Raw genomic sequence first — 22,722 nt, forward strand, 5'->3', positions numbered from 1 at the left:
GGGCCGCCGCGGCGGGGACGGCCTAGGCCGTCGGGTTCGGACCTCGCCGGGCCCGCGGCGCCCGGACCTCGGGCCCGGCCGCACTGCCGGGGCGGCCATGCACGGACCCGTGCGCGAGCGCCCCGACAGCACGCCGAGACGCCACGGGCTCCGCCGACGGGACACGGAGGGCGGCTGCGCGGCGTGCCGGGCGGAAGCGGACGTACGAGGCTTCCGCCCGGAGCGGCGAGAGCGCGTGCCGGGGCCCGCGAGGCGGACCGACTGTGACGACAGGCCTGGGTCGTCTCTTTCGGATCTTGCCGGGCCCGCGGCGCCCGGCACCGCGCCTGGCCGCACTGCCGGGGCGACCGAGTACGCCCAGTACGCGAGCGCCCCGGCAGCACGCCCAGGCACGGCACCAGCCACCGCGGACTCGGCCGACAAGATCCGAAGGAGACGGCCTAGGCCGGCGCGTCGGGTGGGGGCGGCAGGGTGTCCAGGGCGGCCGACAGGCGTTCCAGGACGCGGACCGTTTCGGCGAAGCCGTCCTCGCCGAGGGCCTCCGCGAGCCGGGTGGCCAGGGCCGCGTGGCCCGGGCCGATCCTGGCGATGGCGGCGCGGCCCGCCTCCGTGGGCCGCAGCAGCTTCGCCCGTCGGTGGGCCGGGTTCGGGACGTACTCGGCGAGGCCCTTGGCGGCCAGCAGGTCGGCGATGCGCTGCACGCTCTGCCGGGTGATGCCCATGGCCCGGGCGATGCCGGCGACGGGCAGCGGCTCGCGGAGTACGGCCCCGATCACCTGCCACCAGGCTGCGGTCAGCCCCGCCGGGCGGGCCAGCTCCTCCGATACGGAGAGGAACTGGCCGTTGAGCCGGAACACCCCGAGGGCCGTACGGCTCAGGAGGTCCTGCCGGGCACGGAGGCCGTCGTCCCGCGGCCCCTCGGCACGCGAGCCCGCGGACGCCGAGGCGGCACCGGCCGCCCCGACGGGCGGTCCCGTCGGGGCGGAGGCCGCGACTCCGGGCGGCGTCGGGGTCGCCGAGACCGCTGCGGAAGGTTCGGCGGCCCCTGTCGGTGTGAGCTCCGCGGCCCCGGCAGGCTCCGCGGCCGCGGCCGGTGCCGGCGGGGCGGAAGCGGTGGCTTCGGACGGTGCCGGGGTCGTCGGGGCCGACTCGGCGGGCAGCGCGGCCGCAGCCGGTGCTGGCGGGAAGGAGGCGGCGCCTCCGGGCGGCGTCGGGTTCGTCGAGGGCGCCTCGGCGGCCTCCGCGGCCTCGGCGGCGGGGGGTGTCAGCGGGGCGGAAGTGGCGGCTTCGGACGGTGCCGGTGGGTTGGAGGCGGTGGCTTCGGGCGGTGCCGGGGTCGTCGGGGCCGACTCGGCGGGCAGCGCGGTCGCGGCGGCCCATGCGGGCTCCGCGGCTGCGGCCGCTGCCGGCGGGGTGGAGGACGCGCCTCCGGGCGGCGTCGGGTTCGTCGAGGTCGCCGCGGCGGGCTCCACGGGCTCTTCGGCCGCGGGGGATGTCAGCGGGGCGGAAGCGGTGGCTTCGGACAGTGCCGGGGTCGTCCGGGCTGCCGCGGAGGGCTGCGCGGTTTCGGCGGCCCATGCGGGCTGCGCGGCCTCGGCGGCCCCGGCGGGCTCCGCGGCCGTGGGGGGTGTCAGCGGGGCGGAAGTGGCGGCCGCGGCCGGTGTCGACGGGGTGGAGGCGGTGCCTCCGGCCGGTGTCGGGGAGGGCTGGGCGGTGGGGTGTGGGGTGGGCTCGTTACGCATCGCCGGGGTCCTGGTTCTGCTCCGGCTCGGACTGGGCCGCCGCCATCAGGACCGGGTACGCGCTCTCGTCGGAGTCGTGGAACAGCCGGTACCAGGCGTCGAGCACGTGCGGCTCGTACACCCCCAGGCGGGCGAAGACCTCGCGCGCGAACGCCACCGGTTCCGTGGGTCCGGCCGTGATCAGGTCCCCGTCGGTGACCGCGTCGGCGTCGACGTAGCGCTCCGCGCCCGCGTAGCCCGGCTGGCCGCCGAGGTAGAAGGGGGCCGCGCTGGTGTGCGTACGTCCGTCCAGGACTCCCGCGCGGGCGAGGCCGGCCGTGGCTCCGCAGATCGCCGCGACCGGGACGCCGGCCGCGAGGAACTCCTCGGCCTTCGCCGCGAAGGGGGCCAGCTCGTCGCCCGCGTCCCACAGTCCGGCGCCGGTCAGGATGAGGAGCGCGGACTCCTCGGGGCGCAGGTCCGCGAGGGCCAGGTCGGGCTGGATGCGGAGGCCGCCCATCGTGGTGACGGGCCGGCCGGCGGCGACGCCGACGGTGCGGACCTCGTAGCCGTGCTGGGTCAGGTGTGCGGTGGTGTGGCCCGTCTCCCAGTCGGCGTAGGTGTCGTAGACCGCGACGTGGACCGTGCGCACGGTGGAGCCCGCGGACTCCGCGGAGCGAGCCTCCGCCCCGGTCGCCGTCTCGGCCCGCATCTCCGTCCGAGTCTCCGCCTGCGTCTTCGTCCGGGTCTCGCTCATCGTGCTCGCCTCCAGTGAGTGTCGCCGTCACCGCTGCTGCCTATGACAGCATGCTGCCATCATGACAGCGTGCTGTCAATCATTCCCCAGACAGACTGCCGAGACCCGCCCCCCACCCGCATACAGACCGCCGATATCCCTCCCCACCTGCACACTTCTACGGTTGCGGCCATGACCCCTCACGTCACCTCGGGCGCCTCCGTCAAGGCCGCCGACCGCGCTCACGTCTTCCACTCCTGGTCCGCCCAGGCCCTGATCGACCCGCTCGCCGTGGCCAAAGCCGAGGGGTCGCACTTCTGGGACTACGACGGCAACCGGTACCTCGACTTCGCCTCCCAGCTGGTCAACACCAACATCGGTCACCAGCACCCCAAGGTCGTCGCCGCCATCCAGGAGCAGGCGGCCAGGCTCTGCACCCTGGCCCCCGGTTTCGCCGTGGACGTCCGCTCCGAGGCCGCACGCCTCATCGCGCAGCGGACCCCCGGCGACCTCGACAAGATCTTCTTCACCAACGGCGGCGCCGAGGCCGTGGAGAACGCCGTCCGCATGGCCCGTCTGCACACCGGCCGGCAGAAGGTGATGTCCACCTACCGCTCGTACCACGGCGCCACCGCCGCCGCGATCAACCTGACCGGCGACCCGCGCCGCTGGCCCTCCGACACGGCCGCCGCCGGCGTCGTGCACTTCTGGGGGCCGTTCCTCTACCGCTCGCCCTTCCACGCGGCCACCGAGGCCGAGGAGTGCGCGCGCGCCCTCACCCACCTCGCCGACACCATCGCCTTCGAGGGCCCGGCGACGATCGCCGCGATCATCCTGGAGTCGGTCCCCGGCACGGCCGGGATCATGACCCCGCCCCCCGGCTACCTGGCCGGCGTCCGCGAGCTCTGCGACCGCTACGGCATCGTCTTCATCCTGGACGAGGTCATGTCGGGCTTCGGCCGGACCGGCAAGTGGTTCGCCGCCGAGCACTTCGACGTCACCCCCGACCTGATCACCTTCGCCAAGGGCGTCAACAGCGGCTACGTCCCGCTCGGCGGCGTCGCGATCTCCGGCGCGATCGCCGAGACCTTCGCCACCCGCCCCTACCCGGGCGGGCTGACCTACTCCGGTCACCCCCTCGCCTGCGCCGCCGCCGTCGCGACGATGAACGCGATGGAGGAGGAGGGCGTCGTCGAGCACTCCGCCCACCTCGGCGAGAACGTGATCGGCCCGGCCCTCGCCGAGCTCGCGGAGCGCCACCCCTCGGTCGGGGAGGTGCGCGGACTGGGCACCTTCTGGGCCCTGGAACTCGTACGGGACAAGGAGACGCGCGAGCCGCTCGTTCCCTACAACGCCGCGGGCGCCGACAACGCGCCGATGGCCGAGTTCGCCGCGGCCTGCAAGGCGTCCGGGCTGTGGCCGTTCGTCAATATGAACCGCACCCACGTCGTCCCCCCGTGCAACATCACGGAAGCGGACGCGAAGGAGGGCCTGGCCCTGCTGGACGACGCGCTGACCGTCGCCGACCGTCACGTTTCGGCCTGACCCGGGCCGCGTCGACGGCTGCCGGGGGGTGCGCGAGCCTGGAGCGCACCCCCGGGACCGAGGTGGGAGGGGAGGCCCGGACGGGCCGCGAACGCCCTCCGAGCGGGCCCCGAACAGGCTCCTAGCAGCAAGGACGGCCCTGCGCGGGTGCCCCGGGTGGGCCCCCGCGCAGGGCCGGATGATCAAGAAGGGAAGCGCGGTCCGTCCGGATAACGAGCGCTAAATCCACATAGCGGCCATCGAGCGATCGGTTTCGGCCGTGCTGCCTGGCCTAAGGTGTCCGAAGCCCACAGATGGAGACGGACCCCTATGCCAGGCAGCGGAGCTGTCACCCGCAACACACTTCGCCAGCAGATCGCGGACGCGCTGCGTGACGAGGTGCTGGCGGGGCGCCTGGCGGCCGGGAGCGAGTTCACCGTCAAACAGATCGCCGAGAAGTACGAGGTCTCCGCGACCCCCGTCCGCGAGGCCCTCGTCGACCTCTCCGCGCAGGGCCTGCTCGACTCGATCCAGCACCGCGGCTTCCGCGTCCGAGTCTTCACCGTGGACGATTTCCGGGGCATGATCGAGGCTCGTACGTTGATCGTGGAAGGCATCTTCCGCAGGCTCGTGGAACGCGGCACCGCCCCCGGCTCCGGGGAACGGCTGGTCTCGGTGCGCCGCCGGGCGGAAGAGGCGCGACGGGCGGCGCTGAACGGCTCGCTCGAAGTGCTGATCGGCTACGACCTGCGCTTCTGGAGGGAGCTGAGCGGGCTGGTCGGCAACATCTACATCTCCGAGTTCCTGCACCGGATCCGGGTGCAGTGCTGGGTGTTCTCCGTGCCCTACCTGAAGGCGGAGCCGGACCTGCGCGCCGGCCTCTGGTCCGGCCACAACGAACTGATCGACGCGGTGACCCGCGCGGACGCCGAGGAGGTACGGCGCCTCGTGCACGCGTACAACCAGCACGGTCTGGACTGGGCCGACGGCCTGAAGGCGGCCGCCGCGTGAGCGGCGAGAGCGCCGTGGGCGCGGAGAGCACCGAGACCGCCGAGAGCACTGGGAGCGCCGAGAGCGCCGTCGGCGCCGACCAGGGGAAGAGGGCCTCCGCCGGTGCGCGCTGGCTCGGCGCCGTCGGCCTGTCCGTCGTCGTCCCCGCTCCGGTCCCGGAGCCCACCCTCACCAGCCTGCGCGAGCACCTCGACGCGCACTGCGGCACGGGTCCGGGCGCCTGGGAACTCCTCCTGGTCACCGACGCCGCGACCACCGACGCCGCGACCACCGACGCCGCGACCGCCGACGCCGCGACCGCCACGGCGGACGCAGACGCCACCGAGGACCCCCGGATCCGGCTGATCCGCCTCGACGCCGCCGACGGGCACGGCAAGGGCGCGGCCCTCCGCGCCGGAGTGCTCGCCTCCGCGGGCGACCGGGTGCTGCTCACCGAAGCCGCGCCGGGCACCCCGCTCGACGAGCTGGCCCGCCTCGAAGAAGTCCTGGCCCCGGGCACTGCGCAGCCGGACGAGGCGCCGCCCGCCGTGGTCCTCGGCCGCTCCCGGGGCCGCCTGGCCCGTGCCGTCGGCATCCCCGGCATACCGGGATTCCGTGCGGACACCTGCGCCTTCGCCCTCTTCGACGGCGACCGCGCCCGCGCCGCCTTCGGGGCTTCCACCCTCGACGGACCGGCCATCGACGCCGAGGTCCTGCGCTGGGTCCGCCGCCAGGGCTGGCACGTGGCGGAGGTCGAGCTCCCGGCCCGCCGGGCCGGAGCCCCGCACGCCCCCACCCCGACTCCGGCCGCGCGCCCCGACCGCCGCCAGGCCCTCGGCGACCTGTTCCGCCTCAACGCCGGCGGCCTCGCCGTGGCCGGCGTCTTCCTCCTGCTCTCCCTCTACGTCTTCCAGGGACTGTGGGCGGACCTCGACGGCGCCTACCTCGCCGACGCGCTCCAGGACCAGAACCAGTGGGAGTGGTTCGTCGGTGTCACCACCGACAACGTCACCCACTTCCGCAACCCGCTCTTCACCCTCTCCCAGGGCATGCCCGACGGCGTGAACCTGATGGCCAACGCCACGATGCTCGGCCTGAACGTCCCGCTGATCCCGGTCACGCTGCTCTTCGGTGAGACCGTCACCTTCGCGCTGGTCCTCACGCTCGGCATGGCCGCGAGCGCCTGGACCTGGTACTGGCTGATCCGCCGCCGGTTCGTGCGCAGCCGCTGGGCGGCCGCCGCGGGCGGGGCGCTCGCCGCCTTCGCGCCGCCGATGGTCTCGCACGCCAACGGCCATCCGAACTTCGTCGTCCTCTTCATGATCCCGCTGATCATCGACCGGGCCCTGCGCCTGTGCGAGGCCCACCGGGAACGTCGCAGCGTGACGCGTGACGGGGTGCTGCTCGGGCTCTTCGCGACGTACCAGATCTTCATCGGCGAAGAGCCGCTGCTCATCGCCGCGCTCGGCATGCTGGTCTTCTGCGTGGCCTACCTCCTCGTCGACCGCCGCCGCGCCCTCGCGGCCGCGCGGCCGCTGGGCTCCGGTCTGGCCGTCGCGCTCGCCGTGTGCCTGCCGCTGGTGGCCGTACCGCTGTACTGGCAGTTCTTCGGCCCGCAGAGCTACCACTCGGTCCTGCACGGGGACAACGCCGGGAACAGCCCGCGCGCCCTGATCGAGTACGCCTCCCGGTCCCTCTTCGGCGACCCCGAGACGGCCGGCAAGCTCTCCCTGAACACCACCGAGCAGAACGCCTTCTACGGCTGGCCCCTGCTCGCCTTCGGCGTCGCCGTGTGCGTGTGGCTGTGGCGGAGCAAGGCCGTACGGGCCCTCGCGCTCACCGGCTTCGCCGCGCTCCTGCTGTCCCTCGGGCCGTGGGTGCCCGTACCCCGCACGGAGATCGTGCTGCCGGGACCCTGGCGGCTGATGATCAAGCTCCCGCTCTTCGAGTCGGTGATCGAGGGGCGCGTGGCGATGGTGTGCGCCCCGGTCCTCGGCATCCTGCTCGCCCTCGCGCTCGACCGGATCCTCCGGCTGCGCACCCGCGAACTGCGCACCCTGGGCCTGCTGGGGGCGGCGGCCGCGCTGATCCCGGTCCTGCCGCTGCCGCTGACCGTACGGGACCGCGCGCCGGTGCCCGCGTTCATCACCTCCGGGGACTGGAAGGGCTACGTCAAGGACGGGGAGGCACTCGTTCCGGTACCGCTGCCGGACCCTGGCCAGGCGGACGCGCTGCACTGGCAGGTGGAGGCGGACTTCGGCTTCCGGCTGGCCGGCGGCTACTTCAACGGCCCGTGGGGCCCCGACCGGATCGGCATCTACGGGGCCACCCCGCGGCACCTCTCGAACCTCCTGCGCGACGTCCGCTACGGCGCGCAGCCGCCCGAGGTCACCGCCTCCTGGCGGCTGCAGGCCCGCCAGGACCTGGAGTACTGGAAGGCCGGCGCGGTCGTCCTGCCCTTCCAGGACCGGGACACCGAGCTGCGGGACCTGCTCACCGGGCTCCTGGGCCGGGATCCGGAGCAGGTGCGCGACGTGTGGGTCTGGAGGGTGGGCCCGGGGGAGCCGTAGGCACGGATCCGGCGTCGGTCCGGCGCGGGTCCGGCGTACGGTCCGGCGCTGATCCGGCGAAGATCCTGCGCGGGTCCGGCGACGATCCCGCGCGGGTTCCCGTCCCAAGGTTCTGCTCACCCCTTCGCTGAGCGTGTCCGGCGCACTACGCTGGCCCGATCGGCGGCAACGACTGATCGGAGGCCGAGTGGCCTGTGACCTGTGGCTGGTCCCCCTTGTCGACGTGCTGTGCCACAGCCCCGACAACCCCTTCGCGGAAGAGATCGCCTCGTACGACAAGGCGCTGGGCGAGGCCGGACTGCCGTCCGTGCCGGTGTTCGCCTACATGCCGGGGCTGTCCGGGGACGTCGCCCCGGTGGCCGGCTTCGACTACGACGCCCTGCACTTCCTGAGGCGGGCCTACCTGCTCCAGATCTGCGGGCTGCCGGTGACCCCGGTGGACGAGCTGGGCGGGGACTACGAGCAGCTGCTGGAGATGTTCGAGCCGACGGCCCAGCAGTCGCACCTGGTGTGGCACTACGACCACGCGGGGGCCTACGTCCCCGTGGACTTCGCCTACCCGCTGGCCAACGAGGAGCTGCTGGCCGGGGGCGGGCCGCTGGGGTCCGCGCAGGGCCTGCTGCGCGAGCTGGCGCTGGTGGCGCCCGTGATCGGGATAGACCCGATGAACCCGCCGCTGGCCCCGGCGCCCCCGGGGCGGCCGACGTCGCTGGAAGAGCCCGCCGGGCCGATCCCGTACGACGACAGCCCCTTCGCGCGGGAGCGGCACGTGTGGCTGGGCCTGCACGCGGCGGCGACCCGGAGCCTCGGCCAGGGCTCGATGATCATCTTCAGCTGAGACGGCCCGTACGCACGGGCGGGGCCGGTTCCGCACGGCGGAACCGGCCCCGCCCCGTTCAGCGCGGCTGCTCCGGCGGTCGCTGCCGGGGCATGTTGGGGCGGGTGCCCGGGGGGAGCGGGAAGCGGGCCGGCGGGACGTACGCCTCCGAGCGGGATCCGCCCGCGCCCAGGGACTGCATGACCAGCGGGGCGTGGCCGGAGCTGAACTCGACCATCCACTCCGCGGTCTCCGAGCGCACGAGCTCGGTCACGTCCTCCGAGAAGCGGCGCAGCACGGTCAGGCAGCGCTCCGCGGCCTCGCTGGCGGTGCCCTCGGTCGGTCCCAGGATCTCGCGCACGTTCTCCGTGGCCCAGTCGAACTGCAGGGTCTGCAGTCGCCGCTGCACGGCCTGCGCCGTCGCCACGTCCCGCATCCAGCCCGAGGTCAGGCCGAAGAACCGGTCGCAGCCCAGGCAGGCCGCGCCCAGGAGCAGCGCGAGATAGCCGTAGGAGGCCGCTCCGGGCACCGAGCCGGTCAGCTCCAGCAGCGGCATCGAGGCGCCCGCGACCGCGCCGACGGCGGCCCCGATCCGCAGGATCCGGGCCCCCCGGCGCTTCCACGCCCGGTCCGACAGGTACCACTCGGCGGTGCGCAGCGCATCGGCCTCGACCCGTCGGTAGAGCTCGTCGAGCCGCTCCGCGGGCTCGCCCCAGTCCCCGAGAGGGAACGGCCGGCCGGTCAGGTCGCCGTCCTCAGCGGGATCCCGGGGTGGCCCCTCGGGCTGCATCTCCGGCTGACTCACCCGGGCACTCCCCTGCCTGCGCTGAACGTGTGATGGTGCGCGTGTGCGCAATGGTGCGCATGCTCTTCCTACCTTCGAATGAGACGCGGTGGGCAACGATTCCCGGGATTTCCGCCCGCAAGGGGGGCGTCATCAGGTACGCGCACGCCTCGTCTCTCACTCGAAAGAGTTGGTCCTCACGGCGTAGGGCGCGGCGCCCGGGGAGCACGTAGGCTCGGATTGACCAAGCCGCCGGCGCTTGGCCCGACGCGACGGAGTGAGTACCTGTGATTCCCGGTGGTGGCATGCCCGACATGCAGCAGCTGCTCCAGCAGGCCCAGAAGATGCAGCAGGACCTCGCCGTGGCGCAGGACGAGCTGGCGCGCACCGAGGTCGAGGGTCAGGCCGGCGGCGGCCTGGTGACGGCGACCGTCACCGGTTCCGGTGAACTGCGTGCGCTGGTGATCGACCCGAAGGCCGTGGACCCCGAGGACACCGAGACGCTCGCGGACCTGGTGGTCGCGGCGGTCCAGGCGGCCAACGAGAATGCGCAGGCGCTCCAGCAGCAGAAGCTGGGCCCGCTGGCGCAGGGCCTGGGCGGCGGCAGCGGTATCCCCGGCCTTCCGTTCTAGTCCCTCCCCGGGCCTCCCCGGCCCGGTGTCCCTCCCGTCCCGAAAGAAGGCAGTCCGTTGTACGAAGGCGTGGTCCAGGACCTGATCGACGAACTGGGCAGGCTGCCCGGCGTCGGGCCCAAGAGCGCGCAGCGGATCGCCTTCCACATCCTGCAGGCCGAGCCCACCGACGTCCGCCGCCTCGCGCACGCGCTGCTGGAGGTCAAGGACAAGGTCCGGTTCTGCGAGGTGTGCGGGAACGTGGCGCAGGAGGTGCGGTGCAACATCTGCCGCGACCAGCGCCGCGACCTGTCGGTCATCTGCGTGGTCGAGGAGTCGAAGGACGTCGTCGCGATCGAGCGGACCCGCGAGTTCCGGGGCCGGTACCACGTCCTCGGCGGCGCGATCAGCCCGATCGAGGGCGTCGGCCCGGACGATCTGCGCATCCGGGAGCTGCTGGCGCGGCTCGCGGACGGGACGGTCACCGAGCTGATCATCGCGACCGACCCGAATCTGGAAGGCGAGGCGACCGCCACCTACCTCGCCCGCATGATGAAGCCCATGGGCCTCAAGGTGACCCGCCTGGCCAGCGGGCTCCCCGTCGGGGGAGATCTGGAGTACGCGGACGAGGTCACGCTCGGGCGGGCCTTTGAAGGAAGGCGACTTCTCGATGTCTGACGCAACGCTGCACGCCCTGGGACTGGATCCGGACGACTTCGCGGCTTCGATCGCGGACCAGATCGAGTCCTTCATCGTCGCGGTCACCGAGGTGGCCAAGGGCGAGGACCCGGACAGCGCCGTGCCCTTCCTCCTCCTGGAGGTGTCCCAGCTGCTGCTGGCGGGCGGCCGGCTGGGCGCGTACCAGGACGTCCTGCCCGACGAGCGCTACGAGCCCGACCTGGGCCCGGAGCCGGACGTGGACGACCTGCGCGAGCGGTTCGCCGTGATGCTGGAGCCCGTCGACGTCTACTCGGAGGTCTTCGACCCCTACGAGCCGCGCAAGGCCCCGGTCCCGCACCGGATCTCCGATGACCTGGCCGACGTGGTCGCCGACCTGCGGCACGGGCTCATCCACCACCAGGCGGGCCGGATCACCGAGGCGCTGTGGTGGTGGCAGTTCTCGTACTTCACCAACTGGGGCCCCACGGCGTCGGCCACGCTGCGCGCCCTCCAGTCGCTGATCGCGCACGTCCGCCTGGACCAGCCGCTGGCCGCGCTGGACGGGCTGGACACGGACGAGGACCTCGCGGAGGACGAGCTCGCGGAGGTGGCCGGACAGGTCATGGCCGAGGAGCTCGGCGGACTCGGCCGTAAGTGAGCGCAGAAGGACACGCAGAAGGACACGCAGAAGCCGACGCTCCGGCGAGGGAACGTCTGCTGTGATCTTTTCATCTCATGATGTGGTACGAGGCGGTCGTATTGCGGCCGCTCGTTAGACTGCACCAGCAATGAGACGGACTGAGCGAGGAGCGCACGTGGGCCTTGTCGTGCAGAAGTACGGAGGCTCCTCCGTAGCCGATGCCGAAGGCATCAAGCGTGTTGCCAAGCGGATCGTGGATGCCAAGAAGAACGGCCACCAAGTGGTCGTCGTGGTTTCCGCGATGGGCGACACGACGGACGAGCTGATCGATCTCGCCGAGCAGGTGTCCCCGATGCCTGCCGGGCGCGAATTCGACATGCTGCTGACCGCGGGAGAGCGGATCTCCATGGCCCTGCTGGCCATGGCGATCAAAAACCTGGGCCACGAGGCCCAGTCGTTCACCGGCAGCCAGGCAGGCGTCATCACCGACTCGGTCCACAACAAAGCGCGCATCATCGATGTCACGCCGGGCCGGATCCGCACTGCGCTGGACGAGGGCAACATCGCCATCGTCGCCGGCTTCCAGGGCGTGTCGGCGGACAGCAAGGACATCACCACCCTCGGCCGGGGCGGCTCGGACACGACCGCCGTCGCGCTCGCCGCGGCGCTGGACGCCGAGGTCTGCGAGATCTACACCGACGTCGACGGCGTCTTCACCGCGGACCCCCGCGTCGTGAAGAAGGCCAAGAAGATCGACTGGATCAACTCCGAGGACATGCTGGAGCTCGCGGCCTCCGGCTCCAAGGTGCTGCTGCACCGCTGCGTCGAGTACGCGCGCCGCTACAACATCCCGATCCACGTCCGCTCGTCCTTCTCCGGACTGCCGGGCACCTGGGTCAGCAACGAGAATCCGCAAGGGGACGAGCCGGTGGAGCACGCCATCATCTCCGGAGTCGCTCACGACGTCTCCGAAGCCAAGATCACGGTCGTCGGCGTCCCGGACAAGCCGGGTGAGGCCGCGGCGATCTTCCGCGCCATCGCGGACGCCGAGATCAACATCGACATGATCGTGCAGAACGTGTCCGCGGCCTCCACGGGCCTGACGGACATCTCCTTCACCCTCCCCAAGGCCGAGGGCCACAAGGCCATCGACGCCCTGGAGAAGGCGAAGGGCACGATCGGCTTCGACTCCCTGCGCTACGACGACCAGATCGGCAAGATCTCCCTGGTCGGCGCGGGCATGAAGACCAACCCGGGCGTCACCGCCTCGTTCTTCCAGGCGCTGTCCGACGCGGGCGTCAACATCGAGCTGATCTCCACCTCGGAGATCCGCATCTCGGTCGTGACCCGCCAGGACGACGTCAACGAGGCCGTCCGCGCCGTGCACACGGCCTTCGGGCTCGACTCCGACAGCGGCGACGAAGCCGTCGTCTACGGAGGCACGGGACGTTGACCGGGGCCCGGTCGGCCCCGGCTCCGGCACTCGCCGTGGTCGGGGCGACCGGAGCCGTCGGCTCCGTCCTGCTCCAGATGTTGTCCCAGCGGGCCGACGTCTGGGGCGACGTACGCCTGATCGCCTCCTCGCGCTCGGCCGGCCGCAGGCTGACCGTGCGCGGTACGGAGGCCGAGGTGCTCGCCCTCACCGAAGACGCCTTCGACGGGCTCGGGGCGGGCGACATCGCGCTCTTCCTGACCCCGGCCGAGGTGTCCGCCCGGTGGGCTCCCGTCGTCACCGCGCGCGGCGCCGTCGTGGTCGACCAGTCCTCGGCCTTCCGCGAGGACCCCGACGTCCCGATGGTGCTGCCCGAGGTGAACGGCCACGCCGCCCGGATCCGGCCGCGCGGGATCGTCGCCGGGCCCGACTGCGTGACCGCCGCGATGATCGCGGCCCTGGGCGCGCTGCACGCCGAGTACGCCCTGGCCGAGCTGGCCGTCTCCACGTACCAGGCCGCGAGCGCGGCCGGCCGGGCCGGCTCGGAGGCGCTGCGCCGCCAGCTGTCGCTCGTCGCCGGCACCTCCCTGGGGGAGCACCCCGGGGACGTGCGCCGGGCCGTGGGCGAGGAGACCGGGCCCTTCGCGGGTCCGCTCGCGCTCAACGTGCTGCCGTGGTCCGGTGAGCTCCGCGAGGACGGCTGGTCCTCGCACGAGCTGGCCGTACGGGCGCAAGTACGCCGGATCCTGGACCTGGCGGAGCTGCCGGTGTCCGTGACCTGCGTACAGGTACCCGTACTGACCGGGCACTCGCTGACCGTACGGGCCCGTTTCGAGGGCGCCGTCGAGGCGGTGCGCGCCCGGGAGATCCTGGAATCGGCGCCCGGGGTGGTCCTCGTCGACGACCCGGCCGCGGGGGAGTTCCCGACCCCGTCGGACGCCGCGGGAACGGATCCGGCCTGGGTGGGACGGGTGCGGCGCTCGCTCGACGACCCGCGGGCGCTGGAGTTCTTCGTCTGCGCGGACAACCTCCGCCAGGGTGCTGCGCTCAATGCCACACAAACTGCGGAGCTGATCGCGGCTGATTTTGGGTCCTTCACTTTGTAGGATCATCGTTAATCCCTTGATCGAGTGGATGGCCCGACGGCTGTCGTCGTACGACGACGCGCGTCCGGGTGTGCGGCTACGCAAGAAGACGATGAGAATCCCGCCGATGAATCTGCCGTGCGCGTACAACCCTCACAGGGGGACGCGAGTCCAACTGGCGTGGCAGAAGCATTGCTCGAACTCCCCGTCATACCGACGCGCGCCGGGAAGATCCCGGTCCCGCTGCGTCGGCGCCCCCGCACGCCCGGTGGGCTCCCGGTGATCGTTCCCGTTCCGCCCGCCGATACGGCGACCGGAGCCCCCCTGCTTCCCGGGGTGCCCGCAGCGCCCGGCGTCCACCCGGCCGCACCGGCCGAGGACGGCCGTGTGCCCGGCCCGCGCAGCAGCGCGGAGGGCACCACGAGCACCCGGTCGGCCGAGCTGCCCGAGGTCGTCGAGGTGGTCGCGGGGACCACCGTCGACTACCTGACGGAGACCTACCAGGCGCACTACCGCTCGCTGCTGGGCCTCGCCGCGCTGCTCCTCGACGACACCGCCTCCTGCGAGGACGTCGTCCAGGAGGCCTTCATCCGCGTCCACTCGGCCCGCAACCGGGTCCGGGACCGGGACAAGACCCTGGCCTACCTGCGCCAGACCGTCGTCAACCTCTCGCGCTCCACCCTGCGCCGCCGCATCCTCGGCCTGAAGCTTCTGTCGAAGCCGATGCCGGACATGGCGAGCGCCGAGGAAGGCGCGTACGACCTCCTGGAACGGGACGATCTCATCAAGGCGATGCGCGGGCTCCAGCGACGCCAGCGCGAGGTGCTGGTGCTGCGCTACTTCGCGGACATGACGGAAGTTCAGGTTGCCGACACCCTGGGACTGTCGCTCGGTTCGGTCAAGGCGTACGGGTCGCGGGGCATTGCCGCGCTGCGGGTGGCGATGGAGGCTGCGCAGTCATGAGTGAGGACCGGAAGAACAACGAGGCCAACGACGCCCGGGACGGCGAGCTGCCCGGCCTGTCCGGTGCGTCCGCCTCCGGCGGCCCGGAGGCCCTGCGGGCGCTCGTGCTGGGCAAGGCGAGCACGCCGGACACGGCCGAGGCCCAGGAGACGGCCGAGGCTTCCGACACGGCTGAGGCCTCCGACACGGCTGAGGCTCCCGAGACGGCTGAGGCTCAGGACCTGACCGCGGCTCAGGACACGGCCGAGGCTCAGGACACGGCGGAGGCTCAGGACACGGCGGAGGACGCCGGTTCCGAGCAGGCCGCCACCGCGGAGTCCGCTGCCGAACCCGCCGTCGCCGAACCCGCCGCCCCCAAGCTCGCCCTCGTCAAGCCCGACGTCGTCAAGCCCGCCGGCTCCGCGCCCGTGCCCGAGGAGGACGTGCTGCGCGGTCTGCTGCACGGGGTCGTCGGCGGGATCGAACCCTCCGGCAACGCGCTGGAGCGGCTGCGGTACGCGGTCCCCGCGCGCCGGGTCCGCAACCGGCGGATCCTCGTCGCCGCGGCGGCGGCCGTCGTGGTGCTGGGCGGTGGGATCCCGGTGAGCCTGCTCCTGGCCTCCGGGACGGGCGGAAGCTCCGACCGTTCCACCGTGGCGGGCCACGGCCAGAAGGGCGGGGACTCGAAGGACGGGTCGGGCCTGCACCAGAACGGCTCCGGCTCCCGCCCGAAGCCCAAGAAGACCACCGGCAAGGACAAGGACGGCAAGGACAAGTCGGACGACGGGGACGCCAGTACGATGCCGCCCCTGCCGGACGGCGGCGCCTACCCGAGCATCGGCGGCCCGAACGTCCCGCCCCGCGCCCCCGCGGCCACCCCCGGCGCCACCGGCTCCGTGGGCGGCGGCGCTCTGCCGCCCGTCTCCGTGGTCGTGCCCAACTGCGCCCAGAGCCAGATCTCCGTGTCGGGCAGTCTCAAGTCCCCGTCGTCCGGCGGCAAGGTCGCCGGCAGCTTCAAGGTCACCAACGTGTCGGGGCGCAGCTGCACCGTCCGCGGTCCGGAGTCGCTGGCGGCGGGCCCGGCCTTCCAGGGCGGCGCGCCGGTGACCGTCGTCAACCACGTCACGGGCGATGCGGCGACCGGCCTGCTGCCCGACCCGTCGGTGGAGACCCTGCGGCTGGTGCTCGCGCCGAACGCGCAGTACGAGGTCCGGTTCGCGTGGGTGCCGCCGGAGGGCGGTTGCCCCAGCGCGAACGGGGGCAACCCGCCCGAGGGCTCCGGGGACGGCTCGGGGACGGGCACCGACACGGGCCAGGGGCAGGCGGCTGCCCCGCCGCTCGGCGCCCTGGTGGCCCACACTCCCAATCCGGACGGTCCCGACGGCCCGACGACGCAGCTGACGATCGCGGACGCGTGCGGCGGAACCGTCTACCGGACGGGCGTCATCCCGCTCAAGTAGCCCTGTCCGGTCAAGCCCTCCGACCGGACGGACGGACGGACGTTACGCGGAGCCGGCCCCGGCCGGGGCGGGCTCCGCCGGGTCCTGCTCCGCCGGGGTCCCGGTGAGCAGGCCGGCCTCCGCGTCGCGCAGGGTCTCCACCTCGCGCCGGTACAGCCGGAACCACATGAAGAGCACGAACGCGGCGAAGACGAACCACTCGCCGGTGTAGCCGAGGTTCTGGAAGGCCTTCAGGTCCAGCCCGGTGTTGGCCGGAGCCTTGGCCGGCACCGGAGTCATCCCGTCGGCGGGGGTCTGCACGGTCAGCCAGGCGTCGTACAGGCCGTACGGCACGATGTTGACGAGCGAGGCGGCCCCGATCACGCCGAGCTGCCCGGCCGGCAGCCCGCCCGCGGAGTACACGCCCTTGCTGGTGGAGTTCTCCGAGGCCTGGAGCGCCCCCGTCACCTCGACCCGCCCGGTCGGCGGGGCCGGGGCCCGGCCCGCGTCGGCGGCCCCGGGCAGCCAGCCCCGGACCACGGGGACGGCCTTGCCGGTGTCGGTCTTGAGCAGGGTCAGGACGTAGAAGCCCGACTTCCCGTCGAGCCGCCGCTCGGGGACCAGCAGCTGGTCGGCGTACTCGCCGGAGACCGAGGCGAGCCGTCCGGAGGTCTTCTTGTCCACCGGGAGCAGCGAGTCCAGCGGCGCGGCCCCCTGTTCGGCGGGGCGTGCGCTGGTCGCCTCCTTGTGGGTGTCGACGCGGTCCTCGAACCGGCCGAGCTGCCAGGTGCCCATGAACAGGCAGAAGGGGACGCCGAGCGCGACGAAGACGTTGATCCCCCACCAGCGCGGGGTCAGGAGAAACCGGTGCACCCCTCCACCGTACGGGGGGCGCACCGGTCCGCCGTTGCCGGGGCTAGCGCGGCAGGTGCTTCAGCGCGAAGTCGATCTCCATCCGGACCTGCTTGATCCGCTCCTCCACGACGAGCGAGCCGTGTCCGGCGTCGTAGCGGTACACCTCGTGCTCCGCGCCGCGCGCCACCAGCCGGTCCACGTAGTTCTCGATCTGCCGGATGGGGCAGCGCGGGTCGTTGAGTCCGGCCGCGATGTGCACGGGAGCCTTCACGGCGTCCACGTACGTCAGCGGCGAGGAGGCCTCGAAGCGCTCCGGGACCTCCTCCGGGGTGCCGCCGAAGAGGGTGCGGTCCAGGGACTTCAGCGCCTCCATCTCGTCGTGGTACGCCGTCACGTAGTCGGCGACCGGCACGGCCGCCAGCCCCACCGCCCAGGCCTCCGGCTGCGTGCCGAGGCCCAGCAGCGTCAGGTAGCCGCCCCAGGAGCCGCCGGACAGCACGAGGCGCGCCGGGTCCGCGAGGCCGGAGCCCACCGCCCATTCCCGTACGGCTTCGACGTCCTCCAGCTCGATCAGGCCGACCCGGTGCTTGAGGGCGTCGGTCCACTCGCGTCCGTAGCCGGTCGAGCCGCGGTAGTTGACCCGGACGACCGCGAAACCGTGGTCGAGCCAGGCCGCCGGGGTCGCGGCGAAGGCGTCGCTGTCGTGCCAGGTGGGCCCGCCGTGGATCTCGAACACCGTGGGGAAGGGGCCGTCGCCGTGGCCGGCCGGCCGCTGGGCGAGGGCGTGGATCCGCCCGCCGGGGCCTTCCACCCACACGTCCTCGACCGGTACGGAGCCGGGCGGCCGGAAGCCGGGAGGGTCGAGCACGACCCCGCCCGCGGTCGACCGGATGACGGAGGGCTCGGCCGCGGAGGACCACTGGTACTCCACCGACCCGTCGGGCCGCGCCGTCGCACCCGACACGGTCCCGGGCGGCGTGTCCAGCCGTACGAGCTCCCGCGCGGCCAGGTCGTAGCGGAAGAGTTCGCTGCGCGCCTCGTAGCCGTGCTCGATCAGCAGCGCGGACCCGTCGGGATACCACTCGGCGCCGACGTCGCCCGGCAGGTCGACGGCCAGCCCCTCCTCGGTGCCCGCGGCCACGTCCCACACCATCGGCTCCCACCGGCCGCGCCGCTGGTGGCCGACCAGCAGCCGGGTGTCTCCCGCGACGGGTGCGAAGCCGAGCACCATGAGGCCCAGCTCCTCGGTGCCGCCCCGGGAGTCGTCCAGCTCGGCGACGGTGGCGCCGTCCAGGGTGATCACCCGCAGGGCCGAGTGCATCGCGTCGCCGTGCTCGGTGTGCTCGACGGCGAGCAGGGTCCCGTCACGGGACAGGTCGCCGACGCCGGCCGACTCGCGGTGCCGGTAGACGACGGCAGGCTCGGTCCCGTCGGCCCGGACCACGTGGATCGTGGTGCCGTCCTCGTCGGTGGAGCGCCCCACGACGGCCGTCCCGTCCCGCCCGATGGCCAGCCCGGCGGGGTAGGAGGCCTCCAGCCCGGGGGTGGCCGGCTCGTCGGGGCCGCCCGCGAAGGGCTGCCGGACCCAGGTGCCGAACTCGTCGCCGTCGGTGTCGGAGAACCACCAGACCCACTCGCCGTCGGGGGAGAGGGTGCCGTCGGTGGTCCCGTTGGGCCGGTCCGTGGCCTGCCGCTGGACGCCGGTGGCGCGGTTCCAGGCGTAGAGCTCGTAGGTTCCGGTGGCGTTGGAGACGAAGAGCGAGCGGTCGGGCGCGTCCTCGGCCCATTCGGGCAGTCCCACGCGCGGGGCCCGGAAGCGCTTCTCCCAGTCGGGCTGGTCGGTGTTGGTTGCGGTGGTGTCGGCGCTGGCGTCAGTCATGCACCCCATGTAACCGGATCGGCCGCGGCCCGTCCCCCGAGATGCCGACGGGGCCGAACGGGCGCAGGGTGGTCTGCGTACGGGGTTTGTCGTTTCATCGTTCTGTCCGTTCCGGACGAGGAGCAGCGGTCATGGCGAAGAAGGCGCATAAGGGGCAGCACGCCCACCAGGACTCCGAGCGTGCGATGGCGAAGAACACCGCGGCCGAGGCGCGCGCGAAGGCCGCCGTCCGCGATGTGCAGTCGGTCGCCGCGAAGACCCGTGGCATGCAGCAGAAGGCCCAGGCCAAGCGGGGCTGAACCGGATCCGGGCGTAGGCTGACGCGATGCGGATGATCGTCCGGGGCGCCCGGCTGCTGCACGGCCCGTACACGTCGGGACTGCACGACGTCGAGGTCGCGGAGGACGGGCGGATCGCGCGCGTGCTCCCGTACGACGACCAGAAGGAGCCTCCGGCGACAGGGGTGCTGATCGAGGCGCACGGCGGGCTGCTCAGCGCGCCCTTCGTCGAGCCGCACATCCACCTCGACACGGCCCTGACGGCCGGAGACCCGCGCCCCAACGTCTCCGGGACCCTCTGGGAGGGCATCGCCTGCTGGAGCGAGCGCAAGAAGACCCTGACCCGCGAGGACGTGATCGCGCGGGCCACCGAGGTGCTCCGCTGGCAGGCCGCGCAGGGCGTCCTGCACGTCCGCACCCACTGCGACGTCACCGACCCGGAGCTGACCGCGCTCGACGCGCTGCTGGAGGTGCGCGACCGGGTCCGGGACGTGATGACCCTGCAGATCGTCGCCTTCCCGCAGGAGGGCATCGTCTCCTTCCCCGGCGGCGAGAAGCTGCTGCGCGAGGCCGTCCGGCGCGGGGCCGACGTGGTCGGCGCGATCCCGCACTTCGAGGACACCCGGGAGGACGGGGTGGCCTCGCTGGCCGTCGCCTTCCGGCTCGCCGAGGAGCAGGGACTGCGGGTGGACGCGCACTGCGACGAGATCGACGACGAGCAGTCCCGTTTCGTGGAGGTCTTGGCCGCCCACGCGCTGCGCTCGGGGCTGCGCGGGCACGTGACCGCCTCGCACACGACGGCGATGGGCTCCTACGGCGGCGCGTACAGCTTCAAACTCCAGAGACTGCTGTCGCGCTCCGGGATCAACCTCGTCTCGAACCCCTTCGCCAACCTGAACCTCCAGGGCCGTTTCGACGCCTACCCCAAGCGCCGCGGCCTCACCCAGGTCAAGGAGATGCTGGCGGCGGGGGTGAACGTGGCCTTCGGCCACGACGACGTGATGGACCCCTGGAACGCGCTCGGCACCGGGAACCCGCTGCAGACCGCCCTCGTCGGGATCTACGCCGCCCAGCTCACGGGAGCGGACGAGATCCCGGTGGCCTTCGAGATGGTGACCGAGCGCGCGGCACGCGTCCTCGGGCTCTCGCCCTCGGAGTACGGGATCCGCCAGGGCAACCCGGCCTCCTTCGTGCTGCTGCCGGCCGAATCGCCCACCGAGGCCGTCCGCCGCCAGGTCCGCCCCCGCTACGTCGTCTCGCGCGGCACCGTCCTCGCCGAGACCCCGGCGGCTCCGCCCCGGCTGCTGGCCTGGCCCGGGGAGGCGGGGCCCTCGGAGGTGGACTTCCGACCCCGCCTACGCTGACCTGCCATGAGCTTCGTGACATGGACCCTTGACACCCCGTCCGGCCGGGCCGCGCTGGAGATCGCCTCCGAGTACACGGACGCGGCGCTGCTGAACCACTCCGTCCGGTCGTACGCCTTCGGGGCCGAGTACGCGGACCGGCACGGGCTCTCGTACGACCGCGAGCTGTTCTACGTCAGCGCGCTGGTGCACGATCTCGGGCTGACCGCGCCCTTCGACAGCCACACCCTGCCCTTCGAGGAGGCCGGCGGCCACGTCGCGCGGGTGCTGACGGCGGGGCTGGGCTGGCCCCGGGCGCGGCGGGCGCGCGCCGAGGAGATCATCGTGCGGCACATGCGCGAGGACGTCACGGCAGCCGAGGACGTGGAGAGCCACCTGCTCCAGATCGGTACGACCGCTGACGTCTCCGGGGTCGGCGTCGGCGACGCCGACCCCGTCTTCACGGCCGCGCTGCTCACGGAGTACCCGCGCCTCGGCTTCGGCGACGCCTTCTTCGCGCTGGTCAGCGACCAGGCCGCGCGCAAGCCGCAGTGCGCGGCGGCGGCCTATGTGGCGAGCGGCGCGAAGGAGCGCATCGCGGCGAACCCGCTGGACCGGCGGGGCTAGAAGAGCCCGAGGGTGTTGTCGAGGGACCAGACCTGCCAGCCCATGGCGAAGAAGGCGACCCCGGAGATCAGGGCCATCATCAGGTTCTGCCCCTGCTCGCCCCAGTCGTGGATCATCAGGATCAGGTAGACCAGGTTGAGCAGCAGCCCGGCGAGCAGGGCTATCGGGGTCAGGAACCCGACGATGAGGCCGAGGCCCAGGGCGAGTTCGGCGTAGGCGACGAGGTAGGCCATGAAGCGCGGGTAGGGCTTCACGACGAGGTCGAAGCCGCGCGTGACGAACCCCCAGCGGTGCTTCTCGGCGACGCCGGCCGCCCAGCGGATGCCGCCTCCGCCGAACCAGTCCTTCTTGTCCTTGTGCCGCCAGCTCTCCAGCCACCACAGCCCGAGCCCGATCCGCAGAACGGCGACCCATTCGGGCCCGCCGAGCCAGATGGTCTGCATCCTCGGTTCCCTTCCTCGTTCCCTCACAAAGATCTGACGATGTGTCAGTTTCGAGGGAAGGGGAGGGGTGTGGCAAGGGGTTGGCCGACAGGGTTCGGCGGTGCGAGCCGTTCAGCGGCGCACGGCGTTCGGCGACATGTGCCGTTCAGCGGCACACGACGGAGACGGCCTGGACCTGGTTGTTGCCGAAGCCCCCGCGGTTCCAGGGCTGTTCGAGCGGCTGCGTGCGTCCCGAGGCGTCCGTGGCGCGGACCAGGAGGGTGTGGCTGCCCGGGAGTGCCGTCCAGTCGGCGTGCCAGCCCTGCCACGCGTACGGGTGGCCGCCCTGCTGCTGCACCTCGGCGTCGGCCCATCCGGCGCCCCCGTCGGTGCTCAACTCCACCCGCACCACCGGCCCGTAGCCCGACCAGGCGCGCCCGGCGAGCCGTACGGGGCCGGGGCGGACGACCCGGGTGCGGGACATGAAATCGGGGAATCCGGGCGGGTTCAGCAGGGCGCGCGGGGCGATCCGGGTGACGGGCTCGCCGGGATCCTCCGCGCTCTGCTTGTACCGGTAGGCCGTAGCCTGCTGGTAGCCGCCGAAGGCGGTGTCGACGAGCTCGATGTCGCGCAGCCACTTCACGTGGGCCATGCCGTACCAGCCCGGTACGACCAGCCGGAGCGGATGCCCGTGCTGCGGCGGCAGGGGGCCGCCGTTCATCGTGTGGGCGAGCAGCGCGTCCTCGCCGACGGGCAGCGGCAGGCTGCGCCGGTATTCCTGCTCGACGCCCCGCTCCACCCCGTGGTCGGCGCCCGTGAACACCGCCTCCACGGCGTCCGGCGCCACCCCGGCCTCCGCGAGCACCGCGCGCAGCGGCACCCCCGTCCACTCGGCCGTCCCGACCGCCTCCACCAGCCAGGGCTGGCTGACCGGCCGCGGGTGCAGCCGGGCCCGCCCGTTGCCGGCGCACTCCATGGTGACCCGGCGGGTCACGGAGGGGAGGGCCCGGAGCTCGCTCAGGCTCAGCTCCAGGGGGGTCCGGAGGCGGCCGCGGAGGGTCAGGCGCCAGGTGTCGGGGTCACCTGTGTCCGGGATGTCGTAGTGCACGAGGACGTAGTGCAGGCCGGCCGGGGTGACCTCGTAGCGCAGGGCCTCCAGCGGGAGCCCGTGGTTGCGTGCGGCGAGCGCCAGTTCGTCCTGGCCGATGCCCTCTCCGGGGGCGGCGATCCGGCCAGGGGGGCTGATCCCGGTGAGGGGGCGCTCCTCCATGGGCTCATGGTCCCGCGGCGGCGGCGGACCGGCTACTCCGCGTGCGGATCACCGAAGTGGGCGGTATGAATTGATCTGTCCCTTATGTGATCGGAGT

Annotated in this window: 21 protein-coding genes; 14 read left to right on the top strand and 7 right to left on the bottom strand. The window is 72.9% G+C overall.

Translation table 11 applies throughout. From position 1 onward, the window contains the following. Positions 1 to 440: 440 nt before the first annotated feature. Both ACZ60J_RS31065 and ACZ60J_RS31070 read right to left on the bottom strand, forming a co-directional pair. A complete protein-coding gene (locus ACZ60J_RS31065) occupies positions 441 to 878 on the bottom strand; it encodes a MarR family winged helix-turn-helix transcriptional regulator (protein WP_469687274.1) in 438 nt (145 codons plus the stop codon). 856 nt (positions 879 to 1,734) lie between these two features. Beyond that, positions 1,735 to 2,433 carry a type 1 glutamine amidotransferase family protein gene (locus ACZ60J_RS31070; protein ID WP_469687276.1) on the bottom strand — a complete coding sequence of 233 codons (699 nt, stop codon included), beginning with the start codon at positions 2,431 to 2,433 and terminating at the stop codon, positions 1,735 to 1,737. Between the two features lie 216 nt (positions 2,434 to 2,649). Here ACZ60J_RS31070 and ACZ60J_RS31075 point away from each other — a divergent pair, with 216 nt between their 5' ends. The 4 genes from ACZ60J_RS31075 to ACZ60J_RS31090 all read left to right on the top strand — a co-directional run bounded on the left by ACZ60J_RS31075 (position 2,650) and on the right by ACZ60J_RS31090 (position 8,379). Next, positions 2,650 to 4,002: an aminotransferase class III-fold pyridoxal phosphate-dependent enzyme gene (locus tag ACZ60J_RS31075; protein ID WP_469686948.1), complete on the top strand. Its 1,353-nt coding sequence runs from the start codon at positions 2,650 to 2,652 to the stop codon at positions 4,000 to 4,002. Between the two features lie 309 nt (positions 4,003 to 4,311). Continuing rightward, a complete protein-coding gene (locus ACZ60J_RS31080; protein ID WP_469686949.1) occupies positions 4,312 to 4,992 on the top strand; it encodes a GntR family transcriptional regulator in 681 nt (226 codons plus the stop codon). Continuing rightward, the gene (locus ACZ60J_RS31085; protein WP_469686951.1) at positions 4,989 to 7,541 is read left to right on the top strand and encodes a glycosyltransferase 87 family protein; all 2,553 of its coding nucleotides are present in this window, start codon (positions 4,989 to 4,991) and stop codon (positions 7,539 to 7,541) included. Before ACZ60J_RS31080 ends, ACZ60J_RS31085 begins: the two co-directional genes overlap by 4 nt. Positions 7,542 to 7,728: 187 nt before the next feature. Then, positions 7,729 to 8,379 carry a hypothetical protein gene (locus ACZ60J_RS31090; RefSeq protein WP_469686952.1) on the top strand — a complete coding sequence of 217 codons (651 nt, stop codon included), beginning with the start codon at positions 7,729 to 7,731 and terminating at the stop codon, positions 8,377 to 8,379. A 58-nt stretch (positions 8,380 to 8,437) separates the two neighbouring features. On the opposite strand, the gene ACZ60J_RS31095 is transcribed toward ACZ60J_RS31090, so the two are convergent. Further along, positions 8,438 to 9,163 (bottom strand): SLATT domain-containing protein, encoded by a 726-nt coding sequence (locus ACZ60J_RS31095; protein ID WP_469686954.1) that lies wholly within the window; start codon positions 9,161 to 9,163, stop codon positions 8,438 to 8,440. A gap of 266 nt (positions 9,164 to 9,429) precedes the next feature. Here ACZ60J_RS31095 and ACZ60J_RS31100 point away from each other — a divergent pair, with 266 nt between their 5' ends. The 7 genes from ACZ60J_RS31100 (at position 9,430) to ACZ60J_RS31130 (ending at position 15,972) form a co-directional block, all read left to right on the top strand. Beyond that, on the top strand, positions 9,430 to 9,774 hold the full coding sequence (locus tag ACZ60J_RS31100) for a YbaB/EbfC family nucleoid-associated protein (RefSeq protein ID WP_469686956.1): 345 nt from the start codon (positions 9,430 to 9,432) through the stop codon (positions 9,772 to 9,774). Positions 9,775 to 9,831: 57 nt separating this feature from the next. Then, entirely contained in the window at positions 9,832 to 10,431 is a 600-nt protein-coding gene (recR, locus tag ACZ60J_RS31105) for a recombination mediator RecR (RefSeq protein WP_469686957.1), read from the top strand. Further along, on the top strand, positions 10,424 to 11,071 hold the full coding sequence (locus ACZ60J_RS31110; protein WP_382975100.1) for a DUF5063 domain-containing protein: 648 nt from the start codon (positions 10,424 to 10,426) through the stop codon (positions 11,069 to 11,071). The genes recR and ACZ60J_RS31110 overlap by 8 nt, the downstream gene beginning before the upstream one ends. A 157-nt stretch (positions 11,072 to 11,228) precedes the next feature. Further along, positions 11,229 to 12,506 carry an aspartate kinase gene (locus tag ACZ60J_RS31115; RefSeq protein ID WP_469686959.1) on the top strand — a complete coding sequence of 426 codons (1,278 nt, stop codon included), beginning with the start codon at positions 11,229 to 11,231 and terminating at the stop codon, positions 12,504 to 12,506. After that, positions 12,503 to 13,591, top strand: coding sequence for an aspartate-semialdehyde dehydrogenase (locus tag ACZ60J_RS31120; RefSeq protein WP_469686961.1), 1,089 nt, complete (start codon positions 12,503 to 12,505; stop codon positions 13,589 to 13,591). Before ACZ60J_RS31115 ends, ACZ60J_RS31120 begins: the two co-directional genes overlap by 4 nt. A 159-nt stretch (positions 13,592 to 13,750) precedes the next feature. Then, positions 13,751 to 14,533: a SigE family RNA polymerase sigma factor gene (locus ACZ60J_RS31125; RefSeq protein WP_469686963.1), complete on the top strand. Its 783-nt coding sequence runs from the start codon at positions 13,751 to 13,753 to the stop codon at positions 14,531 to 14,533. Then, positions 14,530 to 15,972, top strand: coding sequence for an eL24 family ribosomal protein (locus ACZ60J_RS31130; RefSeq protein ID WP_469686965.1), 1,443 nt, complete (start codon positions 14,530 to 14,532; stop codon positions 15,970 to 15,972). The genes ACZ60J_RS31125 and ACZ60J_RS31130 overlap by 4 nt, the downstream gene beginning before the upstream one ends. Positions 15,973 to 16,014: 42 nt before the next feature. Here ACZ60J_RS31130 and ACZ60J_RS31135 read toward each other — a convergent pair whose 3' ends face one another. Both ACZ60J_RS31135 and ACZ60J_RS31140 read right to left on the bottom strand, forming a co-directional pair. Continuing rightward, positions 16,015 to 16,824 carry an SURF1 family protein gene (locus ACZ60J_RS31135; protein WP_469686967.1) on the bottom strand — a complete coding sequence of 270 codons (810 nt, stop codon included), beginning with the start codon at positions 16,822 to 16,824 and terminating at the stop codon, positions 16,015 to 16,017. Positions 16,825 to 16,867: 43 nt separating this feature from the next. Beyond that, positions 16,868 to 18,685 (bottom strand): S9 family peptidase, encoded by a 1,818-nt coding sequence (locus ACZ60J_RS31140; protein ID WP_469686969.1) that lies wholly within the window; start codon positions 18,683 to 18,685, stop codon positions 16,868 to 16,870. A gap of 131 nt (positions 18,686 to 18,816) precedes the next feature. Here ACZ60J_RS31140 and ACZ60J_RS31145 point away from each other — a divergent pair, with 131 nt between their 5' ends. The 3 genes from ACZ60J_RS31145 to ACZ60J_RS31155 are packed head-to-tail and all read left to right on the top strand — an operon-like array spanning position 18,817 to position 20,933. Then, on the top strand, positions 18,817 to 18,984 hold the full coding sequence (locus ACZ60J_RS31145; RefSeq protein WP_250744890.1) for a hypothetical protein: 168 nt from the start codon (positions 18,817 to 18,819) through the stop codon (positions 18,982 to 18,984). Positions 18,985 to 19,010: 26 nt separating this feature from the next. After that, entirely contained in the window at positions 19,011 to 20,327 is a 1,317-nt protein-coding gene (gene codA / locus ACZ60J_RS31150; RefSeq protein WP_469686971.1) for a cytosine deaminase, read from the top strand. A 6-nt stretch (positions 20,328 to 20,333) separates the two neighbouring features. Further along, positions 20,334 to 20,933, top strand: coding sequence for an HD domain-containing protein (locus ACZ60J_RS31155; RefSeq protein WP_469686973.1), 600 nt, complete (start codon positions 20,334 to 20,336; stop codon positions 20,931 to 20,933). On the opposite strand, the gene ACZ60J_RS31160 is transcribed toward ACZ60J_RS31155, so the two are convergent. Next, complete coding sequence (locus tag ACZ60J_RS31160; protein WP_469686975.1) at positions 20,930 to 21,376, bottom strand: DoxX family membrane protein; 447 nt, start codon at positions 21,374 to 21,376, stop codon at positions 20,930 to 20,932. The genes ACZ60J_RS31155 and ACZ60J_RS31160 overlap by 4 nt on opposite strands. 145 nt (positions 21,377 to 21,521) lie before the next feature. Beyond that, positions 21,522 to 22,625 (bottom strand): sulfite oxidase, encoded by a 1,104-nt coding sequence (locus tag ACZ60J_RS31165; RefSeq protein WP_469686977.1) that lies wholly within the window; start codon positions 22,623 to 22,625, stop codon positions 21,522 to 21,524. Positions 22,626 to 22,722: the final 97 nt, after the last annotated feature.

Source organism: Streptomyces sp. NPDC104226 (genome assembly GCF_055584085.1).